The sequence below is a fragment of the Mycobacterium kyorinense genome (assembly GCF_001672775.1).
Lineage (GTDB): Bacteria > Actinomycetota > Actinomycetes > Mycobacteriales > Mycobacteriaceae > Mycobacterium > Mycobacterium kyorinense_A.
Genome location: NZ_LZKJ01000133.1, coordinates 60,878 through 84,648 on the forward strand (window position 1 = coordinate 60,878; position 23,771 = coordinate 84,648).

Consider the following 23,771-nt stretch of genomic DNA (forward strand, 5'->3'; position numbering starts at 1 on the left):
CGCACGCTCGTCGCAAAGCGGGGCAGCGGCTACAACCGCGCGGCCAGCTCGGTGCCCTGGCGGATCGCGCGCTTGGCATCGAGCTCGACGGCCAGGGCGGCGCCGCCGATGATGTGCACGTTCATCCCGCGGTCCCGTAACCCCTCTTCGAGGTCACGGACCGGCTCCTGACCCGCGCAAACGACGACATTGTCCACCGCCAGCAACTGCGGGCGCCGCCGGTCGGGACCGAAGCTGATGTGCAGGCCTTCGTCGGTGATGCGTTCGTAGTTGACCTCGCAGAGTTGCTGCACACCTTTGGATTTCAGCGACGCCCGGTGTACCCAACCGCTCGTCTTGCCCAGCCCTTTGCCCTGCGGGCCCTTGCTGCGCTGCAGCAGGTAGACCTCGCGCACCGGCGGCGCGGGAATCGGTGTGGTCAACCCGCCGCGGCTGTCCCGCGAGTCGGCCACGCCCCATTCGGCCTTCCAGTCCTTGAGGTTGAGCGTGGGGGAGGAGTCGGTGACCAGGAACTCGCTGACGTCGAAGCCGATACCGCCGGCGCCGATCACCGCGACGCGCCCGCCGACCGGTTTGGCGCCCGTGATGGCCTCGGCATACGTCAGCACCATCGGATGGTCGATGCCGGGGATCGCCGGGATCCTTGGCGCCACACCGGTTGCCAGTACGACGTCGTCATAGCCGGCCAGTTCGTCGGCCGACACCCGGGTGCCCAGTCGCACCGTGACGCCGTGCCGGTCCAACATTGTCGTGAAATAGCGGATGCTTTCGTTGAATTCTTCCTTGCCGGGAATCCGCCGGGCGAGGTCGAATTGGCCACCGATGACGTCACCGGCCTCGAACAGCGTCACCGCATGCCCGCGCTGCGCGGCGTTGACGGCGGTGGCCAGCCCGGCCGGGCCGGCCCCGACCACCGCCACCGAACGGGCGCGCCGCGTCGGCGACAGCACCAACTGCGTCTCATGGCCGGCCCGCGGATTCAGCAGGCACGATACCTTTTTGTGCACGAACGCGTGATCCAGACAGGCCTGGTTGCACGCGATGCAGGTGTTGATCTCGTCGGCGCGATCGGCAGCGGCTTTGACCACCCACTCCGGGTCGCTCAGCAACGGTCGCGCCATCGAGATCAGCGCTACGTCGGTGTCGGCCAGGATCTGCTCGGCGGACTGCGGCATGTTGATCCGATTGGACGCCACCACCGGAATGCTGACATGACCGGCCAGGGCATGGCTGATGTCGACGAACGCGCCGGACGGCACCGAGGTGACGATCGTCGGCACGCGCGCCTCGTGCCATCCGAAACCCGAGTTGATCAGGGTGGCGCCGGCGGCTTCGACTTCGGTTGCCAGCGCGAGGATTTCGTCCCAGCTCTGACCGTTCTCGACGTAGTCGGCCAGCGACATGCGGTAGCAGATGATGGAATCGGGGCCGACGGCCGCGCGGGTCCGACGCACGATCTCCACCGGGAAGCGACGTCTGTTCGCAGCAGTGCCGCCCCAGTCGTCGCTGCGCTTGTTGGTCCGTGGCGCCAGGAACTGGTTGACCAAATAGCCTTCGCTACCCATGATTTCCACGCCGTCGTAGCCGGCTTCGCGCGCCAACGCAGCGCAGCGGACGAAATCTGCGATCGTGCTCTGGACGCCGCGCGACGATAACGCACGCGGTCGAAATGGATTGATCGGCGCCTTGATCGACGAGGCGCTCACCGACAGCGGGTGGTACGCATAGCGTCCGGCGTGCAGGATCTGCAGCAGGATCTTGCCGCCGGCGTCATGCACGGCACTGGTGATACGACGGTGGCGGCGCGCCTGCGCACCCGAAACCAACTCCGAGGCGAACGGCAATAACCACCCGGTCCGGTTTGGTGCGTACCCGCCGGTGACGATCAGACCGACACCGCCGCGGGCACGCTCGGCGAAGTACTCGGCGAGCCGGTCGATGTCGTGGGAGCGGTCTTCCAACCCGGTGTGCATCGAGCCCATGACGACCCGGTTGCGCAGCGTCGTGAAGCCGAGATCCAACGGCGACAACAGGTTTGGATACGTCATAGTGCCGCGGTCACCTCGTCGAGCCACTCGATCGCGCTTTCCTCGGCCCGGATGCCGCCGCGCAGCACCAGGTACTGATGCAGGGCGGTGCCGGACAACGCCGACGGATCGGGAAACTGCGATTTCTCGAAACCGCGGTAGGTGTCCAACAATTCGGCATGCTCGGCGCGCAGCGCTGTGATCTGGGCCCGCAACGCCGTCACGTCGCCATAGGCCGCGCCGCGCAGTTTGACGGCGACATCACGGGTTCGGGTGTCGGACAACGCACTGCCCCGCCCCGTCAGCGGTTCGGCGATCCAGCGGGCCAACTCCGCGCGCCCGGCGTCGGAGACCGTGTATACCTTCTTGTCCGGCCGCCCCTGCTGGGCCACCGGCGTCACGCGCACCCAGTCGTCGTCCTCCATCGCCCGCAGAGTGCGGTAGATCTGCTGATGGGTGGCGGTCCAGAAATACCCGATCGAGCGATCGAACCGGCGGGCCAACTCGTAGCCGGAGCCGGACTGTTCGGACAGGGACACCAGGATCGCGTGCGGCAACGCCACCCGGGCAGCATAGGGACGACACGCCACCATATGCAACTAGTTGCACTGCACTGAGGCGCATACCGGGGTGGCGGTAGTTGCTTTGTATATGCAACGTCTAGTATCAGTAACCAACAGATCCGCGTCATTGAACAGCACATGGAGGAGACCTTCGTGACCTACACGATCGCCGAGCCCTGCGTCGACATCAAAGACAAGGCATGCGTCGAGGAGTGCCCGGTCGACTGCATCTATGAGGGTGCCCGGATGCTGTACATCCACCCTGACGAATGCGTGGACTGCGGCGCCTGCGAGCCGGTCTGCCCCGTCGAGGCCATCTACTACGAAGACGATGTGCCCGAGCAGTGGAGCAACTACACGCAGCTCAACGCCGACTTCTTCGCAGAGCTCGGCTCACCGGGCGGCGCGGCCAAGGTCGGCATGACCGAGAACGACCCGCAGGTGGTCAAAGATCTGCCACCCCAGGGCGAGGACGCCTGAGCGAGATCACCCGCCGGCGGCCCGTGTCGGCGTCGTTGCCGGTGTTCCCCTGGGACACCCTCGATGAGGCGCGGGCGCTGGCCAACGCTCACCCCGACGGCATCGTCGACTTGTCCGTCGGCACCCCCGTCGACCCGGTCGCGCCACTGATCCGCGAGGCACTGGCCGCGGCCAGCGCGGCGCCGGGCTACCCCACCACCGCCGGTACTCCCCAGCTGCGGCGATCGGCCATCGACGCGCTGAGCCGCCGCTTCGGCGTCACCGGACTGGCGGAGGCGGGCGTGCTGCCGGTGATCGGCACCAAAGAGCTCATCTCCTGGCTGCCCACGCTGCTGGGACTGGGTGCCGCCGATCTGGTCGTGGTGCCCGAACTGGCTTATCCCACCTATGACGTCGGTGCTCGGCTGGCCGGGACGGAAGTGCTGCACGCCGACTCGGTGTCTCAACTGGGTTCGCAGTCGCCGGCGCTGGTGTATGTGAACTCGCCGAGCAACCCGACCGGCCGGGTGCTCGCCGCAGACCAGCTGCGCGCCGTCGTCGAGTGGGCGCGGGAACGCGGCGCGCTGGTGGCGTCCGACGAGTGCTACCTCGGTCTGGGCTGGGACGCCGCGCCGCTGTCGATCCTTCATCCCTCGGTGTGCGACGGCGACCACACCGGTCTGCTGGCGCTGCATTCGCTGTCCAAGAGTTCCTCGCTGGCCGGTTACCGGGCCGGTTTCGTCGCTGGGGATCCGCTGGTGGTCGGCGAACTGCTGGCCGTGCGCAAACACGCCGGGATGATGGTGCCCACACCGGTGCAGGCCGCGATGGTCGCGGCGCTCGACGACGACGGCCACGAGCGCAAGCAGCGCGACTGCTACCAGCGTCGCCGCACCGCGCTGCTGCCGGCGTTCCGCTCGGCCGGTTTCACTGTCGACCATTCCGAGGCCGGGCTGTATCTGTGGGTGACCCGCGGCGAGCCGTGCCGGGACACCGTGGCATGGCTGGCGCAGCGCGGCATCCTGGTCGCGCCCGGCGAGTTCTACGGCCCCGGCGGCACCCATCACGTGCGGGTGGCGCTGACGGCGACCGATGAGCGGATCGCCGCTGCCGTCGCGCGGCTCTAGCGCCGAGTGTGGACTTGTGTCACGCGAAATCGCCCGCGGCGTGCATTAAGTCCACACTCGGCGCCGAATTACTCGAGCGCGGGCCCACAGCCGCTCCGAAGAATCCGATCGATGGCGTCGTGCTCGGCCTGGGTGACCCAAACCCCGTAGGCGGCTTTCACGTCGACGATCCGCGTCACGTAGGTGCATCGGTAGGACTTGTTGGGCGGCAACCAGGTTGCGGCGTCGCCGTCGCCCTTCTGCTCGTTGGCCGGCCCGTCGGTGGCCTGCAGATTGCGCGGGTCGTTGGCGAAGTTGCGGCGCTTGTCCTCGTCCCATTGCTGGGCGCCCTTCTGCCACGCATCCGACAACGCCACGATGTGATCGATCTGCACTTGCCGGGAGGTGCCCTGCCCACGTTGGAACTCGATCGTCGTGCCGGTGTAGGGATCGTTCAGCGTCCCGGTCAGCACGACGCATCCAGACGTTCCCGGTTTGATCGTGATGTCCACCAAGTCGCGGCGCAAGATGTCGTTGCGAGTGTCGCAGCCGTTGTGGCCGTCGGCCACCGTGACGTCGTCGCTCCACCTCTGTCCGAACAGGTCGCGGCTGTAGCCGGTCTTGGGCGCGCGCCCCTTGATGGCCAACGCGTCCAGCTTGGCCAGGGTGTCTGCTTCGACCACGGGAATCCCGGCGGGCCGGTTCGGAGCGGGCGACGGCACCTCCGTCGACGGCAGCGCCATCACCGAGGGGCTGGATGCGTTGCCGAGCATGACGAGGCCCAGCACGGTCAGCGCACCGACGAATGCTCCGGCAGCCTTGACCGGATGCGCCCGTTCAACCACAGCAGCCTCTCTAATCACGTCGAGGGATCGTGGCGGAGGCTATCAGTTCGTGGTTGTTGCGCGGCTCAATTCCCAGCGTCGTGTAATACCGTCACACCATGACCCAGTACGACCTGGAGGCCGTGGACCGGTTGCCGTTCGCCACGCCCGAGAAGTCCGAACGGTACCGCACGGAGAACTACCAGGGCGCCGTCGGACTCAACTGGTACCAAAGCGATCCGAGCCTGCAGTTCACCATGGCCTACTACTTGCAGCCCGATGCGTTGGCCGTCGCCGAGAAGCACCTGACACGCATCGGCGAACTGATGGGCGGGCCGGTGGCGCGGTGGGCCGAGGAGACCGACCGCAACCCGGCGCGGCTCGAGCGTTACGACCGCTGGGGACATGACGTCAGCAAAGTGATCCAGCCGACGTCGTTCCTCGAGTCCAAACGGGCGGTCCTGGACGCAAACCGGGCTCTCAAAGACGACGCTCGGCAAGCCGGTGTCAACCCGTCACTGCCGTTGTTCGCGGCCAACTACCTGCTCAACCAGGCCGACATCGGGATGGGCTGTGCGCTGGGCACCGGCGGCGGGATGGTCAAGTCGCTGGTTGCCGCGTACGCGCCCGCCGATGTGCGTGAGCACGTGCTGGCCAAGTTCGAGACCGGCGAGTGGGAGGGCGAGACCGCGCAACTGTTGACCGAACGCACCGGCGGCTCGGACCTCGGCGCGCTGGAGACGACGGCAACGCGCCACGGCGACGGCTGGCTTCTTAACGGATTCAAGTGGTTCGCATCCAACTGCGACGGCCAGGTTTTCGTGGTGTTGGCCAAACCCGAGGGGGCGCCCGACTCCAGCCGCGGGGTGGCCACCTTCCTGGTGTTGCGAACCCGGCGCGACGGGACGCGCAACGGCGTGCGCATCCGTCGGCTGAAGGACAAGCTCGGCACCCGCTCGGTGGCCTCCGGCGAAGTCGAATTCGTCGACGCCGAAGCATTTTTGCTTTCCGGTGAACCTTCTGACGAAGGCCCCCACGACGGCAAGGGGCTGGGCCGGATGATGGAGCTGACCAACGCCGCGCGGCTGGGCATCGCGTTGTTCGCGGTGGGCAATGCGCGGCGCGCGCTGGTCGAGTCGCTCTGTTATGCCCGGCGAAGACAGGCGTTCGGCGACGCGCTCATCGACAAGCCGCTGATGCGCCGCAAGCTGGCCGAGATGATCGTCGACGCGGAAGCCGCGCAGGCGCTGGTGTTCGACGGCACCGGTGCGGTCAACCATCGCCAGCCCAGACCGGTGCGACAGCGCATCGCGGTGCCGGTGACCAAACTCAAGGTGTGCCGGCTCGGCATCACCATGGCCTCGGACGCGATCGAAATCCACGGCGGCAACGGCTATATCGAGTCCTGGCCGGTGGCACGGCTGCTCCGCGACGCACAGGTCAACACCATCTGGGAAGGCCCGGACAACATTTTGTGCCTGGACGTGCGGCGCGGCATCGAGCGCATCGAAGCCCAGAAACCGCTGCTCGAACGGTTGCATGATGCGGTGTCGGTATCCGACGACGACGACACGACGCGGTTGGTATCACGCCGCGTCGAAGACCTCGAGGCGGCGATCACTGCCTGGACCAAACTGGACGGCGGAGTGGCCGAAGCACGGTTGTTCGCGCTCACCCAGTTCATGGGCGATGTCTACGCGGGCGCCCTGCTCGTCGAGCAGGCGGCCTGGGAGCGGGAATCCCGTGGGGCGGTACGCAAAGCACTGGTGGCCCGGTTGTACGCCCAGCGCTATTTGGCCGAGCGTGGTCCGCTGCGCGGGATCGACGCCGACGGGGATGAGGCGATCGAGCGGTTCGACGAGCTCGTCGACGGCGCGCTGGTCACGTGACGACACCGGCCCGTCCGCTGCGCATCCCGATGTCCCTCGGCGATGTGTGCAAGCGCATCTTCCTCGGCAAACCCTTGATCACCGAGGAGCTGAGCTCCGAGCGGCTATCGAATCCCGTTGCGCTCGGCGCGCTTTCGCCGGACGCGATCTCGTCGACGGCCTACGGCCCAGAGCAGATTCTGGTGGAGTTGCTCCCGCATGCCGGCCTGGCCGCCTTCATTTTGCTGCTCCCGATCACCGGTGTCATCCTGCTGATTCTGGTGCTGGTGGCCGCGTCGTACCGCCAGGTGGTGATGGCCTACACCCGGGCCGGCGGCTCTTACGTGGTGGCCCGGGAGAACTTCGGCCCGCGGGTGGCGCAGATCGCCGCCGCCGCACTGCTGATCGACTACGTGGTCACGGTGGCGGTGCAGTCCGCGGCGGGAACCGTCGCGGTGGTCTCGGCGATCCCGTCTCTTGGCCCCTACAGTCTGGAGATCACCGTCGGTGTGGTGCTCGCCATCTGTTATGCGAATCTGCGCGGATTACGGGAAGCAGGACTGCCTTTCGCGGCGGCCACCTACTCCTTCGTCATCATGATCACGCTGATGATTGTCACCGGTGTCGTGCGAAAGATCTTCTGGGGACTGCCCGTTTACGACTCCGAACATCTTGTTGGGGCGGTGCCGGTGCACCACACCAATGGGCTGGTGATGGGTGCGACGATTCTGGTGGTGCTCCGCGCATTCGCCAACGGCGGGTCGTCGTTGACCGGAGTGGAGGCGATTTCCAACACGGTCAATGTCTTTCGTAAGCCCCAAGGCCAGAACGCACGTCGGGTGCTCACCACGATGGCCTGCATCCTCGGTTTCTTACTGGCCGGCGTCGCCTATCTCGCGCACGCCACGCATGCCACTCCCTATCTCGACGAGTATCCGTCGGTGCTCTCGGAGGTGGCTCAGGCGGTATTCGGCAATGGGTTGGTCGGGCACAGCCTTTATCTGCTCGTGCAGTCGGCGACGGCGGCCATCTTGTTCACCGGCGCCAACACCAGCTTCAACGGATTTCCCGCGCTGGCCAGTTTCGTTGCCGAGGACCGCTTTCTGCCGCGGCAGTTGATGAAACGGGGTCACCGTCTGGTGTTCTCCAACGGCATCATCGCGCTCACCGCGCTGTCGGTGGCGCTGTTGATCGTGACCGGCGGCTCGGTCAACGCACTGGTGCCGTTTTACGCGATCGGGGTGTTCACCGGGTTTTCGATGGCCGGATACGGAATGACCAAACACCACCTGACGCACCGGCAGACCGGTTGGCGTCACAAGCTGGCGATCAATCTTTCCGCGGGGATTCTTTCGACGGTGGTGGTCGGTATCTTTGCGGTGGCGAAGTTCACCGAGGGCGCCTGGTTGGTGGTGGTGATTTTCCCGCTGCTGGTGGTCGCGTTGACCCGGCTGAACCGCGAATACCGGGCCGAGGCAGCCATTCTCGAGATGTTCCGCACCGACCGGCCGGAATTGGTCAAGTACGCGCGCCACCGGGTGTTCGTCTTCGTCAACTCCGTCGACCTGGCGGTCATCGAGGCGCTGCGATACGGGCGGGGACTGCGGTCCGACGAGCTGATCGCGGTGCATTTCATGGTCGACGCTGCTCTTGCCGCGCAGCTACGAAAACGGTGGGAACACTTCGATCTCGACACCCGACTCCGGGTGGTGGACTGCCCCGACCGGCAAATCACCCGCGCCGCACAGGTACTGGTTGCCAAGGCCGGTAGCGAACACCCCGACACCAACGTGACGGTGCTGTTGCCGCGCCGGACGTATGCGCCGCTGCTGGGACGACTGTTGCATGACCGCACCGCCGACAAGATCGCCCGAGCTGTCAGCCGCATCCCGGACGCTGCCGCGACGATCGTCCCGTACGACGTGCAATCCCGGATCCGGGAAGCCTTTCCCGACTCGCTCGAGCAGCGCATCGCGCGCGAAGTCGACAAGCTGCAGACACGGGTGTCGCGCGGTGAGCAGAAGAACGTCGACGACTACGAGCATCCGGAGCGGCCGTCGGCGGTGATCGCTGTTGAGGGCTTGATTCCCGGGCAACGCGCCACGATCGAAGGACGAGTCAGCCAAGTTGAAGACATCGCCAAGCGGCGACGGACGTTGCGATGGATCGTCGTTGGCGACGACAGCGGCGACGTCCGCGTCACGTTCCGCCCCGGGGGAGGGGGCGCCGACATTCAGCCGGGACAACTGCTGCGGATCACCGGGAAAGCGCGGCAGAGCGGCAACGGGCCGGTGTCGATGGTCGACCCGACGTACGTCGTGCTGGAACAGCCCGAGGAAGTGCACTAGCCGCGGTCATCTGGTGAAGAGGTAATCCTCGTCGCGAGGCTGGGCCAGCATCCGGGTGAGACGTCTGCGGGTGAACGGCCACAGATCGATGTGGTTGTCGTCGGCGAAATACCAAGAGTTGCAACCGGTGTTCCACACGGTCGGCACCATTGCCTCGGCGACGTCGTCGGCGAACCGGGTGGTGGCTTCCTCGGTGATTTCGACCGTGCTGATTTCTCCGGCGCGGAACCGCCGCAGCCACTCGGTGATGTAGCGGGCCGTCAACTCCGCGACGAGTTGCAGTGAGATCGACCCGGTCGGGGAGTTGGGGCCCAGGACCGTGAACAGGTTAGGGAATCCGGGGATGGCCGTCATCGCCCAGGCGCGAGGCCCTTTTTCCCACGCATCGTCGATGGAGAGTCCGTCGCGGCCGCGCAGGTTCATCGGACGCATGTAGTTGTGCGCTTGGAAACCGGTAGCGAGCACGATGACATCGAGATCGCGCTGGACCCCGTCGGCCGTTCGTATCCCGGTCGGGGTGACTGCTGTAATGGGCTCGGTGACAAAACTGGCGTTCGGCTTGGCAATCGCGCGGTAATAGCTGCCGGAGATCACCTGGCGCTTGCAGAACGGTTGATAGTCGGGAGTGAGTCGCGCGCGAAGCTCTTTATCCGGCACTTGAACTCGCAAACACAACCGCGCATAGCCCTGTGCCAGCCGTCGGCGCCACGTCGGCCGGGTCACCATGTCGACGGCGAGATCGGAACCGCCGCGCTGCAGCAGACCCACCACCCGGCCGAGGCCTGGCAATGCGCCGAGCAGTCGGTCAAGCACACCTGGTTGCCGTAGCCCTGTCGGCAACCACATCACCCACTGTGGGGTGCGGACGAAATGTGTGATGTGTGCCGCGCCGGGTTGCAGTGCCGAAAAGATCTGCACCCCTGTCGATCCCGTACCCACCACCGCCACGCGCTTGCCCGCAGTATCGACGTCGGTCCAACGCGCTGTGTGCACAACCGGTCCGTTGAAGGAGTCCATGCCGGGAATGTCAGGGATGAACGGGTGGTGCAGCACACCGGTGGCAGCCACGACGAAGTCGGCGTCGATCTCATCACCGCCGGCGGTCGTCAGCCGCCACCGGTTGTCACCAAAAGCCGCCGAGATGACTTCGCAATCCAACCTGAGGTGTTCGTCGAGTTGAAGGCTTCCAACAACGTCGCGGTGATACTGCTGGATCTCCTCGCCGGTAGCCCAGAAGTCCTTCCAGTCGGGCTTCGGCGCGAACGCAAACTGGTAGCCATGTGACATCACATCGCACCGCAAGCCGGGGTAGCGGTTCCAATGCCAAACCCCGCCGACATCGGAACCCTTTTCCAAGATCACGAAGTCGCTGAACCCGGCTTGCTTGAAGGTGTGGGCGACAGCGATCCCCGCCATGCCGGCCCCGATGATCGCGATGCGAGGTTCCCGTTGGGGAGCTTGGGCCATCACGCTGCTCCGGACACAATGCGGACTAGTACTGCGCTTGGGTATTCGAACCCTATGCTTGCCGGAACTCAGCCCGCAACCCTAGTTCGGTTCCGGCTAGGGCACGTCGTCGTCTTCCTCGCGGAGGAGTTTTTCGGGGTGGTGGTAGGTGTTGGTGCGGGGTTGGCCGTGGTCGAGGTGTGGGGGTGGGATCCATTGGGTGTCGCCGTTTTTGAGTTTGCGGGTGGTCCAGCCACCGGAGGTGACCAGTTTGTGGTGGGGGCCGCAGGCCAGGGTGAGATCGTCGACGTTGGTGTCGCGGCATTGGGCGTAGTCGGTGACGTGGTGGACTTCGGTGAGATAGCCAGGCACATCACAGTGGGGAAACGTGCAGCCACGGTCTTTAGCGTGCAGCACGATCCGTTGACCGGGGCAGGCCAACCGCTTGGTGTGATAGAGCCCGATGGCTTTGCCGTTGTCGAAAATCGACAGATAGTGATGGGCGTGTGAGGCCAGCCGGATCACATCGGACATCGGTAGCAGGGTGCCGCCGGCGGTGCGGGCTTTGCCGGTGCCGGATTCCAGTTCGGTCAGGGTGGTAGACACGATGATGGTGGCCGGCAGCCCATTGTGTTGACCTAACTGGCCGGAGGCCAGCAGGGCGCGGGCGGCGGCGAGCAGCGCGTCATGGTTGCGCTGGGCGGTGCTGCGGGTGTCACGGTCGATGGCCTCTTGGGACGGGGTGCCGCTGACACACGGGGTGGGGTCCTCAGGGTTGCACATGCCGGGGGCGGCCAGCTTGGCCCATATCGCTTCGATGGCCGCCCGCAGCTCAGGGCTCATACAGCCGGTCAGCTGCGACATCGCATCGGGGTGCTGATTGCCCAGGGCCAAGCCGCGGCGTCGGGCCCGGTCGGTGTCGGTGAAATCCCCGTCGGGATTGAGACAGTCGGTGAGGCGGGCGGCGAGCTTGGCCAAGTCATCGGGGCGATGCTCGCCGGCCAGCTGGGCCAGGTGGGCTTCGGCGCGTTCGCGGGTCTCCACGTCCACGGTGTCGGGTAGCCGGTGAAAAAAACTGCGGATCACCGCCACATGCCCGGCCCCGAGGGTCCCGGCACGCTGCGCGGCGGCCGTCGCGGGCAGGAGCGGTTCGAGCGGTTCGCCGGTGATCGCGCGGCGCGACCCCAGATCGGCGGCCTCGCCGATGCGCCGGGCGGCGTCGGCGCGGGTGATCTGTAACCGCTCGGCCAACGCAAACCCCAGCTTGCCACCCAGCTCGGCTTCATCGGCCTGCTCGGCGAGCTGGTTAATCAGCGGATGTTCGACGGCGGGCAGCTGGCGGCGCAGCGTCTCACAGCGCTGCAGCATGACCAGCCGCTCAGGGGTGGTCAGCCCGTCAAAGCACAAGTCCAAGGCCCGCTTGAGGTATGCGGTCAGCCCATCGAAGACCTCATCGATCTCCTCACGACTACTCGCACGCATGTTCGAATTCTATCGACGGACACCGACAACAACGGCCGCCGTGTGACCACTGAAGCTAAAGTGGCAGAAGTGATTTCGGCGGAGGCCTGCGGCCACGGCCCCCACTCATGAATGCACAGTCCAGCGGATGGTTAAGTGGCCATCGTGAAGCGATTGCTGGCCATACTGGCTCCCCTCACCGGACTGGCATTCACCCTCAATGGCTACCAGCCGCTGAGCAAGCGGGGCTATCCCTCGATTTTGGCGTTCGCCTATGGAGTGTTCGCGTCGGAGCTCCCGCTGCCGATGGTGGGCAGCCAGGCGGCAACACTTGCGGCAATCACCCGTTGGCTCACCCCGCGGCTGCGTTGGTTCGCCTGGCTGGTATCCGGGTTGTCATGGCTGGGCCTGGTGGGGCTGTATCGCATCGGCCGTCAGGCCGACGGGCCACTGACCGCCGCCTTGGACGCGGGGCTGGGCGTGGGCCGTCGCACCGACTCGCGTGGCTTGTGGAAGCTTCCGGCCGGCGCGGGCACCGCCAAAACCCCCGGCGTTGTCCGGATGATGCGGATCTACGGCGACTATGCGCACGACACCGACATCAGCTACGGCCCGTATGGCTCGCGCAACCACCTCGACATCTGGCGGCGCCCCGATCTGGATCGGGGCGGGCGGGCGCCCGTGCTCTTGCAGGTTCCCGGCGGCGCTTGGATGGTGGGCAGCAAACGCCAACAGGCGTATCCGTTGATGAGTCATCTGGCTGAGCTGGGCTGGGTGTGTGTGGCGATCAACTATCGCCTCAGTCCGCGCTCGACGTGGCCCGACCATTTGATCGATGTCAAACGCGCGCTGGCCTGGACCAGGGAGCACATCGCCGAATACGGCGGTGACCCCGATTGGATCGCGATCACCGGCGGCTCCGCGGGTGGGCACCTGTCCGCGCTCGCGGCGGTGACGGCGAACGATCCGCAGTTTCAACCCGGTTTCGAGAGTGCCGATACCAGCGTGCGGGCAGCGGTCCCGTTCTATGGCGTCTACGATTTCACCGCAACCGATTCGTCGATGCACCCACTGATGGTGCCGTCGCTGGCGAAGTACGTGTTCAAGCTGTCGCGCACCGAGACTGCCGACGCCTTCCGTGCCGCCTCACCGATCAGCTACGTTTCCCAGGACGCGCCACCGTTTTTCGTGCTGCACGGACGCAATGACTCGCTGATCCCGGTCGAGCAGGCGCGCGCCTTCAGCGCACGGCTGCGGGAAGTCAGTCGCAACCCGGTGGTCTACGCCGAATTACCGTTCGCGCAGCACGCTTTCGATATCTTCGGATCCACGCGCGCCGCACATGCTGCGGTGGCCGTCGAGCAGTTCCTCGCGGAAATCTATAGCCGCGCGGAAATCCGGCAAGCAGGTTAACTCAGGCGTCGGCGGGAACCCGGCGCCCGGCGTCGCCGTGCTTGGTTTGATTGCGCGGCTCCTCATCGCGCTGCGCGTCCCCTCGCCGCTGCGCGCCTGGGGCGCCCTACTGCATCGTCGCCGCGCTTGCGATCGCCGCTAGGCGTCGATCACTACGCGATCGCTTTTCGCCCGTGACACGCAGACCAGCATCTCGCCATCGTCTTCGACGGTGCGCCCGCGCCGATCGACCTCTCCGGCGAGCACCTTGACCTTGCAGGTCCCGCAAAACCCTTGCTGGCACGAATATGCGGTCGTGCGATCGTGGTCGAGCATGACGTCGAGGGCCGACCGGTTGCCCGGAATGCTGAGCACCCGCTGCGAGCGCGCGAGTTCGAGCTCGAACGGGACGCCGTTGACGACCGGCGGCGGGCTGAACCGCTCGTAGTGCAGTGCCGCGTTGACGTGTTTGTCGCGTGCAGTGCGCACCGAGTCAAGCATGCCCGTCGGACCGCACACGTAGACGGCGGTCTCTGATCCGGCGTCGGCAAGCAACTCCTCCGCGGTGGCGAACCGGCCGCGCTCGTCGTCGGCCCACACCGTGACTCGATCCGGCGCCACCGCCACCACTTCGTCGAGCAGCGGCATGTACTGGCGGCTCCTGCCGGCATAGACGGCGCGCCAATTGATTCCATGCTGGTGCGCCAGTTGGATCATGGGCAGGATCGGCGTCACTCCGATGCCGCCGATCACGAACAACACCTCGCGTTCGTCGGTGACAAGGTAGAACGCGTTGCGCGGGCCTTCGAAAACCAGCGTGTCGCCGACGTCGAAACCGTCATGCATCTCGATCGAACCGCCGCCGCCGTCGGCGATCCGCCGCACAGCGATCCGGTAGTCGGTGCGCCGCCCGGGCGGCCCGCACAGCGAGTACTGGCGGCGGCGCTCCGCGGACAGCCGAACGTCGATGTGCGCGCCGGGCGTCCACGACGGCAGCAACCCGCCGTCGGGATCAGCCAACGTCAAACCGACGACATCGGGTGACAGCAGTTCGCGTTTGGTGATGACCGCGGTATTGGCGCGCTGCACCGGCGATACCCGCGACGGCGTCCAGCGCGACGCCGACGCGAAGCCGCCGAACAGTGCGCCCACGCCGACCAGCGCACTGTAGATCCGGTCGCGTTTGCGACGGCCGTAGAGGTCTTGCGGTCTACTGGCCCAAATACTTTGCGTCGCTTTGTCTCTCATGTCTGCCTGATGTCGAACCGCGCGACCAGCCGGACCAGCGAGGGACTGATTCGTCGCATCGCGTAACCGACGCGGGACTCGGCCGCGATCGGCAGTACCGGCGACCCGGTCCGCACCGACTTCACGATCGCTTTCGCGACGGCCTCCGGCGTGTAGTTGCGCCGCCGATAAGCCGCGTCGGCCCTCTGCCGGGCCCGCTCTTGTGCCTCGGCCGACATACCGGCGTAGATGGTGCTTTTGGCGATGTTGGTGTTCACGAAGCCCGGACACACCGCAGTGACCGTGATGCCCTCGTCGGCCAGGTCCGCGCGCATCGACTCGCTCAACGCCAACACCGCGGCCTTGGTGGTTCCGTAGGCCACCATGGATTTCGACGGCAGAAACGCCGCGGCTGATGCGACGTTGATGATGGTGCCGCCCTGGCCACGTTCGACCATCTGGCCGCCGAATGCCCGGCTGCCGTTGATGACGCCGCGCACGTTGACTGCGATGATGGCGTCCCACTGCTCCGATGATGTCTCCAAAAACCGGCCCGCCATCGCGATACCGGCATTGTTGACCAGGATGTCGACCACGCCGTGCTTGTTGTGTACTTGGGCCGCAAGGTCTTCCATCGCCGCTTCGTCGGTGACGTCGAGCGGATAGACCGCGGCCTCGGCGCCAGCCGCCCGGACCATCTCTGCAGTCTCGTTGGCCGTAGCGTGATCTCGGTCGACCAGCACCACGGTAGCTGCGCCCTGACGGGCGAACTCGATTGCGGTGGCCCGCCCGATTCCGGAGCCCGCCCCGGTCACCAGTGCAAGTTTGCCGCGCACGTCACGAGCGCCGGTCACGACGGAAGACTTGCCCGTCGGCGCTGCGCCCTCGGTGACAAGGTCGATCCACTCGCTGGTCAGCCGGGCGATGACGTCGGGACGCGAGTTGACCACCCAGTGTCCGCCCTCGATAGTGACGACCCGGCTGCCGTCGGGAATCGCGCCGGTGAACCGCTGCAGGGGAGGCGACACGAAATAGTCCTTGCGCGGCACGAGTACCTGCACCGGGACGCGGGTTTGGGGCAGCTGCTCGCCGGGCGACAACAGCGGTCCGGGCATGTTGGCGCGGTACAGGTTTAGGCCATTGAGGTAGTCGTGCGTCGAGCGGGGCACCGCACCACGTTGGCTGCGGGTGCTTGATCGGCCGATACGCGCAACCGCCTCAAACACTTTCGCTGTCGCCCGAGACTGGATCGCCAGTTCCGGCGCGCCCGGGCACAAGAAGAACCAGATGTAGGTGGAGGCCAGGAATTGCCTGGCGACATCGGCGACGCCCCGTGGTGTGCGCGCCGACCGCAAAAACCTGCCTGCGTAATTCAGGTGCGGTCCCGAGATCGACGTGAACGAGGCGATCTTGCCCATCACCGACTCGTCGGTGACCGCCGCCCAGGCCTGGATCGACCCCCAGTCGTGGGCCAGCAGATGAACCTCGTCGACCCCGAGACTGTCGATCACCGCGCCGGTATCAGAAACCAGTTGGGGCAGCCGATATCCCGATCGGTCATCCGGCGCGGACGATTCACCGATGCCGCGCACGTCGTAGGCCACGAAGTTGTATCGGCCACTGAGGTTTCCGGCTACGCCGTCCCAGACGTGGTGGTTGTCCGGGTAGCCGTGAATCGCCAGGATGGTCGGGCGACGCTGGTCGATCTCGGTGTAGGCGTGCACCGCCAGCGAAACGCCGTCCGAGGCCGCAACGGTGTGAGTCATCAGAGTCATCAGTGCGACGCGCGGGCAGCAGGTGATCGAGCCAAGTAGTCGACCGCGCGACCGACGCCGCCCAACTGGGACGGATGGAAACTCGGCGTGTAGTAGGCGAGGATGACGCGCAGGAATTCGAACGGTCCTGGCACCAAACCCCGGCGCGCCGCGGTGAAGTAGTCGCGCCAGCGTGGCTTGCTTCCGGGGGGCATGTACGGGTCGACCGAATACATGAACCGCACGCCGCGAACGAACAACCACAACATCGCCGGCGTCACCAACAGTTGGGTGCGCACCTGCCGCCAGTACCCGCCGCGCAAATGCTTCATCGTGTCGAACGCGACCGCTTTGTGCTCGACTTCTTCGGCGCCGTGCCAGCGCAGCAGATCCAACATCACCGGATCGGTGCCGAGCGCGTCGTGCTGGGGCGTGTCGAGAATCCATTCGCCCAGGATCGCGGTGTAGTGCTCGAGGGCTGCCACGATCGACACCCGCTCTACCAGCCAGCTCTGCTGGCGCCGTCGGCTCCACTTGGGCCGGTCGCCGACGAGTTTGCCGAATAGCCAGCGGATTTGGTCCGTGTACGGGGTCAGGTCGACGCCTTTGGCTGCGAAGTGCTCGGCCACCCCCGAGTGTGCCTGGGAGTGCATGGCCTCCTGGCTGATGAAGCCCTGCACGTCCAGCCGCAGTTGGTCGTCGCGGATCAGCGGCAACGACTTTTTGAACACGTCGACGATCCACTCCTCGCCCGCCGGCAGCAGCAGGTGCAGCACGTTGCAGAAGTGGGTGGCGAAGGGCTCGTTGGGGACGTAGTAGAACGGCAGCTTCGCCCAGTCGAACTCGACGTCACGAGGCTGAAGCACGAGTCGCTCGTGGTCGAGCGACGTATCGTGCGGACCGGCTGCCTGGTCATCGACAGTGAACATCGTGAACCCCTTGACTTGACATCCTGATACCCAAATCTAGACGCCCGCAGTCTTTGCGCACCGACCCGCTGCGCCCGGCTTCGCCGCGCTTGCGATCGCCGCGGGTCAGGCGCTGCACTGCGCCTCGGCCTCCGACTCGGTGATCAGGCGCTCGTGCCGCAGGAACTGCACGAGGTGGTCGACCGTCTCGGTCAGCGCCAGCTCCCGCAGCCGGGCCCTGGCCAGTGCGCGGGCGTACCGGTACTGGGCGTTGTCGTAGCGCTTGTCGCGCATCGCCGAGATCTTGTCGGCCGAGCGGGTGAGGAAATCGGCCAGCGGATACAGCGCATCGCGTGGGCCGCACCGCTGATTCACCTGCTCGGTGAAGGACGGGATGTCGTGGTAGTCGAACCGGTAGCCGTACCGCTCGGACAGGATCCGCGTGACGTCCATCAGGTTGTAGTAGCCGTCCGCGGTCATATTAAATATCGTGCCCGCCTCGGCCGGCAGGGCCATCAGCGCGACGATGTGTTCGCCGATCAGGTCGGCCGGCAGCAGGCTGATCTGGTTGTACGCCTCAGCGGCGATGCCGTGCTGGATCATGAACGCGGTGAGGCGCACCAAGATGTCCTCCTGGCTGCCGAACCCCGCGCTGGTCGGCGAGATCAGCGATGGCCGGTAGATGCGCACGTCGAGGCCCTTCTGCTGGGCAGCCAGTGTCAGCTGCTCGGCGACCCACTTGGTCTGCGAGTAACCAAAGTCCAGCCCCTTCATCTCCGTGTTCGCGTCCCACTCGCCGACCACCGGCAGCGTGCTCCAGCCGTAGATGAACGTGCTGGAGACCAGGTGGAAGGCCTTGCGATGGGTCGTCATGGCCAGCCGAAGCAGGTCGCGGGTGCCGAGCACGTTGGCGGGCCGCAGGCCGTCGTAAGTCCGCACATAGTCGACCAACGCGCCGTTGTGCACGACCGCGTGGACGGTGTCGGCCAGTTCAGCGAACGCCGCCTCGCCGATCCCCAGGTTGGGTTCGGCGAGGTTCCCGCAGACCACGTTCACCCGCGACCGGACGTCGGCTTCGAGCTCCGGTGACCACAGTTGAGCTCGACGCAACGACGCCAGGATTCGGTCCAGTCCGTGCGCCGCATCGGTAGCGCGGACCAGTGCGTGGACCGTGTAGCCCGTTTGGCCGAGCAAGTTGCTCAGCAGGAACGGTCCCAGGAACCCCGTGGCGCCGGTGAACAGGATGTCGGTGGGCGCGCCGGCCCGTGCCGGCGGAAGCTCCGGCAACGACAGCTGCGCGTCGGCGCGCATCTGCTGGGCCTCGTACGCCTCGTACTCAGCGGAAATCTGATCCAGCTGTTCCCGCACGGCTTGGAGCGGCAGTTCGGACCCCTCCCCGAACTGCCGCATGAGCTGGAAGAACTCGGCGACCGTCAGGCGCTGAAGCAGGCGCGTGTTGACCTCGTCGGCCAATTCGCCCGCGCCGTGCTCTTCCAGAAGACGTTGCAGGTCAGTGCGGAGCTCCGCCAGCGTCAACGAGTCGATACCGAGATCGGCGAACGAGCAATCCTCGTCGCCGGTGAGGTCGTAGCTCTCGACGAGATAGCGGAAACGATCCAGCGGACCCGCGTCGGCATCCAGGCCCTCCTGGGCCGGGTTGGTGTAGGTGGCCAATACGCGCAACTCGCCGCTGCGCCAAAGCTTGCGGGTCTCGGCCCGCCTGATCTTCCCCGACGTTGTCTTGGGAACGCTGCGCTGCGGGACGAACACGATGGTGTGCGGATCGATGTGGCATTGCCTGCGGATCGCGCGCGCCATGGCCTTACCGTCCGGAAGCACGTTCTCATCGCGCACCTCGGCGACCACGGCCAACACCTCTTCGTCGTCGCGCTCCATCGAGAAGGCGGCGACGCAGCCGGTGCGGATCTCGGCCGCCTGTTCGACGACGACCTCAATGTCGCTGGGGTAGGAGTTGACGCCGCGGACGATGATCAGGTCCTTGGTCCGGCCGCAGCAGAACAGCTCGCCTTCATACAGGAAGCCGAGGTCGCCGGTGCGCAAGTAGGTGTGTTCGGCGTCGCCGACGATGCGAGCTCCGAACGTTTCGACGGACTTGTCGGGGCGGCGCCAATAGCCGCCTCCTTTGGACGGGCCGTCCACCCAGATCTCGCCGATCCGCCCTTCGCCCAGGTCCTGACGCGATTCGGGGTCGACGATGCGGACGATGTTGCTGGCCAGCGGCTTGCCGCAGCTGACCACCGGAGCCTGGTTGCTGTTCTCGGGCAGTGCCTTTTCCACCCGCACCAGGTTCTTGTCCAGTGCGCGCTTGTTCAGCGCCAGTGTCTGGCGCCCCTTGAGCGACACGCAGAGAGTGTTTTCCGCCAAGCCGTGGGCGCCGGTCAGCGCGCTGGGCTCCAGCCCGTAGGGCGCGAAACGCTCCCGGAAGCGGGTGAAGCTCTTGGCTCGCAGCGGCTCTGCCCCGACCACGATGCATTCGAGGCTGCTCAGGTCGACTCCCTCCAGCTCGGAGGTGGGCAGCTTGTCTTCACGCAGGCAGTACTCCAGCGCGAAATTCGGCGCCGGCGTGTGCGTGGCGCGCACCTGACTGATGAGCCGCAGCCACGACGACGGCCGCACGAGGAAGTCAGCCGGCGACATTGCGTGGGTGGTGCCGCCGAGGACAAGGACGAAGAAGTACGCCGAGATCAAGCCCATGTCGTGGTGTTGGGGGAGCCAGCTGACGCAAACCAGTTCGTCGTTGTCGAAGCCCGCGCTGTTGGCGATGGCGTTCGCGTGGCTGACGATCACGCCCTTGGGATCGTTGGTGGAGCCGGAGGTGTACTGCAGGAACAAAACCGGGTTCGGTGTATTCGGGACGGGCCCGCCACCGAAGTCCTGCGTGCCATCCGTCGCGTACCACGGCAGTTCCGGGGGTTGCACGGCCTCGGGCCAAGCCGACGCTCCCTGCCCTTGGCCGAGCAGCAGGCGGAAGTTGTACTCGAACTCCTTCGTCGACAGCACCGCCTTGGCCTGGCAGTCGCGCGCGATGTAACTGAGCTTGGCGAGCCCGGCCTCGAACGCCATCGGCAGTGGAGGGCTGACCGGGACGGCGATCACGCCGATCCGCGCGCAGGCGTACAACGCTGCCACCATCTCCAAACCTGGCGGGTAGACCAGCAGCGCCCGGTCGCCCTTCCGAAGGCCGGCCTCTGCGTACAGGTAGGCGGCCAGCTCGCGCGTGCGCTCAGCGAAGCTGTGGTAGCTGTACTGCTCGAGTTCGCGACCGTCGACGTCGACGAACCGATAGAGGGTTTGGTCTGGTTTGCGTGCTTCCCACATGTCCAGATAGTCGATAAGCGTCTCCATCGTAGGAGCACCCCTCTCCACGTCAGTCCTAGCCGAAATCAACAGAACAACTGCTTTTACCGGAATCGGTAAGCCCGATCGTAGCGCGTACGACGGATCTCAAGCAAAGCTCCAGACGCCCTTTTCATCTTTGCACAACAACTTCACAGGATGCATACAGCTACCGAAAGAATTTGTATTCGAGGCCACCCGTGGCCGCCCGGCATCTGGCGACGGCGCGGCGAATGGGGCGGACATCCGTAGGTACTGCGATCAGTACTTCAGTAAACCATGATATCGCTCTGAACAGTGCAAATAGTCAGCACGTAGATACTGAGATACGCGTTTGCGGACATCCGTATTCCATGACACCGCGGGAACCTTGGTGCTGAGCTGCCGTAATGCGCAATTAATCTGCAGGGGTTTCAACTAGCTCACAGGCAAACATCAAATGCGTCGACAACGGGCCCGTTTACCTCAATCGGTGCGTTTGCCAGCAACGTTCTGTGAGCCGTCGGCGACGAGTCGTCCGGCATCGGGGCGTGGCCGGGACCACAGCGTCTTGGGTTGAGACGGCCAACAGCATCTCCGCATCTACTGAGACTGATATACTGACATACTGAAATCTCCAGCCGAGGGTAGGGGCGCCATGATGAGCAACGTCGACCGCAACCACGCTGACGGCGAGCGGTCCCACCCGCGGTTGACGCCCGCGGTCGCGGCCGCGCCCACCGAACCGTTCTCCGTCGGACGTACCCGCGTTCAAAAGACCCGCCGAACGGTCGACCTGTCGCCCGCCCAGCACCGGGCCCTCGACCTTTGGCAGCGCGACGCCGCCGACCGACTCGGCTTGGCGCGCGTCACCGGTCAAGAGGTCCTCGCCGCCCTCGTCGACCAACTGCTGGCCGACCCCAAGCTCGCTTCCCAGATCATCCGCACGATCCGGACCCGGCGGTGACCCTCACGAACTAGCGGCGCGTCATGCCTTGGTCGTGACCTGAGGGACCCGGATCTTGGGGCCGGCATGGGCCACCAGCTTGACGATCCCGGTGAAGCGCTCGCCGTCGATGATCGGTGACAGCGGTTCGCCTTCGGCCTCGATGATCATCTCTCGACCGTTGACATCGCGTACCCGGCTCCCTCTGATCCCGCCGTTGGTCAGCGCCGCGGGGAGCTGCGCGATGATCCTGGACGGCGACGTCTCCCCGGCTTGGAAATGCAACGCACCGGGTGCGGCGGCCTTGGGAAAGAGCCGGAACGGACCGGCGATCCGAAGGTCGATCGCGCCGGCATGCAGCAACCGGTGCGTCCGCGTCGGAACCTCCTCGCCGTCGATCACGACGCGGGCTTGGGTGGGAGCGAACAGGTGCGACGCCCAGTTGGTCCGGTCGGAGTGGCCAGGCGAAACCTTGGAGGTCACGTAGTCGCCGAAGGTGTGAGCGATCGTTCGCGCGACGGCGGTCCGGTTGTGGTCCGGATTGGCGTAGTACTTGTCGTAGAACCGATTGCCCACACCTCCGGCGGCCAGCCCGAAGCACAGCCGATGAAACGCCGCGCCGTCCTCGGTCTCACCGTCGAGTTGCAGCGTGTCGAGCCGGCCTTCCGGCGGCGGCTGATCCTTCGCGGCGGCCGCCGCCAGTGCCCGGACAATCGCATCGGCCTGCCCTCGCACCCGCGCCTTGCGCGCGACGGCGTTGACACTGCCGCCGTTGGTGGGCACGAACGTCGGCCAGCGTTCGGGGTCGGGGATGCAGTCCTGGATTTCGTTGATCAACCAGTGCAGCGCGCCGTCACCGCCGTCGCCCACGAGATGGGTGACCCGTGGATGAAGCTCCGCGATGGTCTTGTGGAGATCCTCCAGCGACGCGGTTTCGTGCACCTCGCCCCAGGGGCCGACGATGCGACGCAGTTCGGCGCTGCGGTCGGCTGGCGCAGCGCGATTCCTGCGTGCTTGCGGATTGACGATGACGCCGAGATACATCCGCCCATGTGGGCCTTCGCGCGCCATCCCAGCACGATACCCGCGGTATCTCAGGCTCAGACGAGCCCATGACCGGTGTCACAGACCGATCCGTCGACGAAGCCCCGCACAACTCTCGGATTAGGGTGGCTGCCATGCCTGACTGGAGCGCAGCAGACCTGCCGTCGTTCGTCGGACGCACCGTCGTCGTGACCGGTGCCAATGCCGGGCTGGGGGAAGTGACGGCCCGCGAGCTGGCCCGGGTCGGAGCCCACGTCATCCTGGCGGTACGCAACACCGGAAAGGGCGACGAGGCCGCCGGGCGCATGGAGGGTGATGTCGAGGTTCGGCAACTCGACCTTCAGGATCTGTCGTCGGTGCGGCGCTTCGCCGACGGGATCGACCGAGTCGACGTCCTGGTCAACAACGCCGGCATCATGGCCACCAAATACGCGCTGACCGAAGATGGTTTCGAGGGTCAGATCGGCACCAATCACCTCGGTCACTTCGCGCTGACCAACCTGTTGTTGCCCAAGCTCACCGACCGGGTGGTGACGCTGTCCTCGCTGATGCACCACTTCGGCTACATCAGTCTCAAAGACCTGAACTGGCAGTCCCGGCCGTATTCGGCGTGGCTGGCCTACAGCCAGTCGAAGCTGGCCAATCTGCTGTTCACCCGCGAGCTGCAGCGCCGCCTCGACGCCGTCGGCAGCTCGTTGCGCGCGCTGGCCGCCCACCCCGGGTGGTCGCACACCAACCTGCAGGGCAACTCCGGTCGCAAGCTGGGCGACGCGGCGGTCCTGGCCGTCGATCGTGTGGTGTCCACCGACGCCGACTTCGGCGCCCGCCAGACGCTCTATGCGGTATCGCAAGACCTGCCGGGCAACACCTTCGTCGGCCCGCGCTTCGGTCTGTACGGCCGCACCCAGCCGACCTGGCGCAACTGGCCGGCCAAAAGCGCAACCACTGCCGAGGCGCTATGGGAGCTTTCCGAGCAGCTCACCGGCACCAAATTTCCGCTTTGAGCAGCCACCCGGCGGCCGCTCGACCGGACAGCCGCAACTCGACGCGGTCCCACGTCTA

16 protein-coding genes and 1 pseudogene are annotated in these 23,771 nt (G+C 65.9%); 7 read left to right on the forward strand and 10 right to left on the reverse strand.

What is annotated here, in order from left to right; translation table 11 throughout:
- Positions 1-29: 29 nt before the first annotated feature.
- On the reverse strand, positions 30-2,048 hold the full coding sequence (locus A5707_RS14645) for an NADPH-dependent 2,4-dienoyl-CoA reductase (RefSeq protein ID WP_065015181.1): 2,019 nt from the start codon (positions 2,046-2,048) through the stop codon (positions 30-32).
- Positions 2,045-2,590, reverse strand: a complete 546-nt coding sequence (locus tag A5707_RS14650; protein ID WP_065015182.1) for a PadR family transcriptional regulator — start codon at positions 2,588-2,590, stop codon at positions 2,045-2,047. The genes A5707_RS14645 and A5707_RS14650 overlap by 4 nt, the downstream gene beginning before the upstream one ends.
- Positions 2,591-2,743: 153 nt before the next feature.
- Here A5707_RS14650 and fdxA point away from each other — a divergent pair, with 153 nt between their 5' ends.
- Together fdxA and dapC are read left to right on the forward strand one after the other, a co-directional pair.
- On the forward strand, positions 2,744-3,070 hold the full coding sequence (fdxA, locus tag A5707_RS14655) for a ferredoxin (protein WP_065015210.1): 327 nt from the start codon (positions 2,744-2,746) through the stop codon (positions 3,068-3,070).
- A 23-nt stretch (positions 3,071-3,093) separates the two neighbouring features.
- On the forward strand, positions 3,094-4,176 hold the full coding sequence (gene dapC, locus A5707_RS14660; protein WP_065015183.1) for a succinyldiaminopimelate transaminase: 1,083 nt from the start codon (positions 3,094-3,096) through the stop codon (positions 4,174-4,176).
- An 83-nt stretch (positions 4,177-4,259) separates the two neighbouring features.
- On the opposite strand, the pseudogene A5707_RS14665 reads toward dapC, so the two are convergent.
- Positions 4,260-4,928: pseudogene (locus tag A5707_RS14665) on the reverse strand (HNH endonuclease family protein); the annotation flags it as partial.
- A 170-nt stretch (positions 4,929-5,098) separates the two neighbouring features.
- Here A5707_RS14665 and A5707_RS14670 point away from each other — a divergent pair.
- Complete coding sequence (locus A5707_RS14670; RefSeq protein ID WP_065015184.1) at positions 5,099-6,868, forward strand: acyl-CoA dehydrogenase family protein; 1,770 nt, start codon at positions 5,099-5,101, stop codon at positions 6,866-6,868.
- Positions 6,869-6,897: 29 nt separating this feature from the next.
- On the forward strand, positions 6,898-9,195 hold the full coding sequence (locus A5707_RS14675) for an APC family permease (RefSeq protein ID WP_156657952.1): 2,298 nt from the start codon (positions 6,898-6,900) through the stop codon (positions 9,193-9,195).
- 6 nt (positions 9,196-9,201) lie between these two features.
- Here A5707_RS14675 and A5707_RS14680 read toward each other — a convergent pair whose 3' ends face one another.
- Together A5707_RS14680 and A5707_RS14685 are read right to left on the reverse strand one after the other, a co-directional pair.
- Complete coding sequence (locus A5707_RS14680) at positions 9,202-10,662, reverse strand: flavin-containing monooxygenase (protein WP_065015186.1); 1,461 nt, start codon at positions 10,660-10,662, stop codon at positions 9,202-9,204.
- A 96-nt stretch (positions 10,663-10,758) separates the two neighbouring features.
- The gene (locus A5707_RS14685) at positions 10,759-12,123 is read right to left on the reverse strand and encodes an HNH endonuclease signature motif containing protein (RefSeq protein ID WP_065015187.1); all 1,365 of its coding nucleotides are present in this window, start codon (positions 12,121-12,123) and stop codon (positions 10,759-10,761) included.
- 135 nt (positions 12,124-12,258) lie between these two features.
- On the opposite strand from A5707_RS14685, the gene A5707_RS14690 reads away from it, so the two are divergent.
- Positions 12,259-13,515 carry an alpha/beta hydrolase gene (locus A5707_RS14690; RefSeq protein ID WP_065015188.1) on the forward strand — a complete coding sequence of 419 codons (1,257 nt, stop codon included), beginning with the start codon at positions 12,259-12,261 and terminating at the stop codon, positions 13,513-13,515.
- A gap of 138 nt (positions 13,516-13,653) precedes the next feature.
- Here A5707_RS14690 and A5707_RS14695 read toward each other — a convergent pair whose 3' ends face one another.
- The 4 genes from A5707_RS14695 to A5707_RS14710 all read right to left on the reverse strand — a co-directional run bounded on the left by A5707_RS14695 (position 13,654) and on the right by A5707_RS14710 (position 20,749).
- Positions 13,654-14,742, reverse strand: a complete 1,089-nt coding sequence (locus A5707_RS14695; protein ID WP_065015189.1) for a PDR/VanB family oxidoreductase — start codon at positions 14,740-14,742, stop codon at positions 13,654-13,656.
- Entirely contained in the window at positions 14,739-16,487 is a 1,749-nt protein-coding gene (locus A5707_RS14700) for an SDR family oxidoreductase (RefSeq protein ID WP_419866430.1), read from the reverse strand. Before A5707_RS14700 ends, A5707_RS14695 begins: the two co-directional genes overlap by 4 nt.
- 8 nt (positions 16,488-16,495) lie before the next feature.
- On the reverse strand, positions 16,496-17,404 hold the full coding sequence (locus A5707_RS14705; RefSeq protein ID WP_065015191.1) for a metal-dependent hydrolase: 909 nt from the start codon (positions 17,402-17,404) through the stop codon (positions 16,496-16,498).
- A gap of 105 nt (positions 17,405-17,509) precedes the next feature.
- Positions 17,510-20,749 (reverse strand): thioester reductase domain-containing protein, encoded by a 3,240-nt coding sequence (locus tag A5707_RS14710; RefSeq protein ID WP_065015192.1) that lies wholly within the window; start codon positions 20,747-20,749, stop codon positions 17,510-17,512.
- A 631-nt stretch (positions 20,750-21,380) separates the two neighbouring features.
- Between A5707_RS14710 and A5707_RS14715 the strand changes: the two genes are divergently transcribed.
- Positions 21,381-21,686, forward strand: a complete 306-nt coding sequence (locus A5707_RS14715) for a hypothetical protein (protein ID WP_082969472.1) — start codon at positions 21,381-21,383, stop codon at positions 21,684-21,686.
- A gap of 21 nt (positions 21,687-21,707) precedes the next feature.
- On the opposite strand, the gene A5707_RS14720 is transcribed toward A5707_RS14715, so the two are convergent.
- Positions 21,708-22,709, reverse strand: coding sequence for a diacylglycerol kinase family protein (locus A5707_RS14720; RefSeq protein ID WP_065015194.1), 1,002 nt, complete (start codon positions 22,707-22,709; stop codon positions 21,708-21,710).
- A gap of 134 nt (positions 22,710-22,843) precedes the next feature.
- On the opposite strand from A5707_RS14720, the gene A5707_RS14725 reads away from it, so the two are divergent.
- Entirely contained in the window at positions 22,844-23,713 is an 870-nt protein-coding gene (locus A5707_RS14725) for an oxidoreductase (protein ID WP_065015211.1), read from the forward strand.
- Positions 23,714-23,771: the final 58 nt, after the last annotated feature.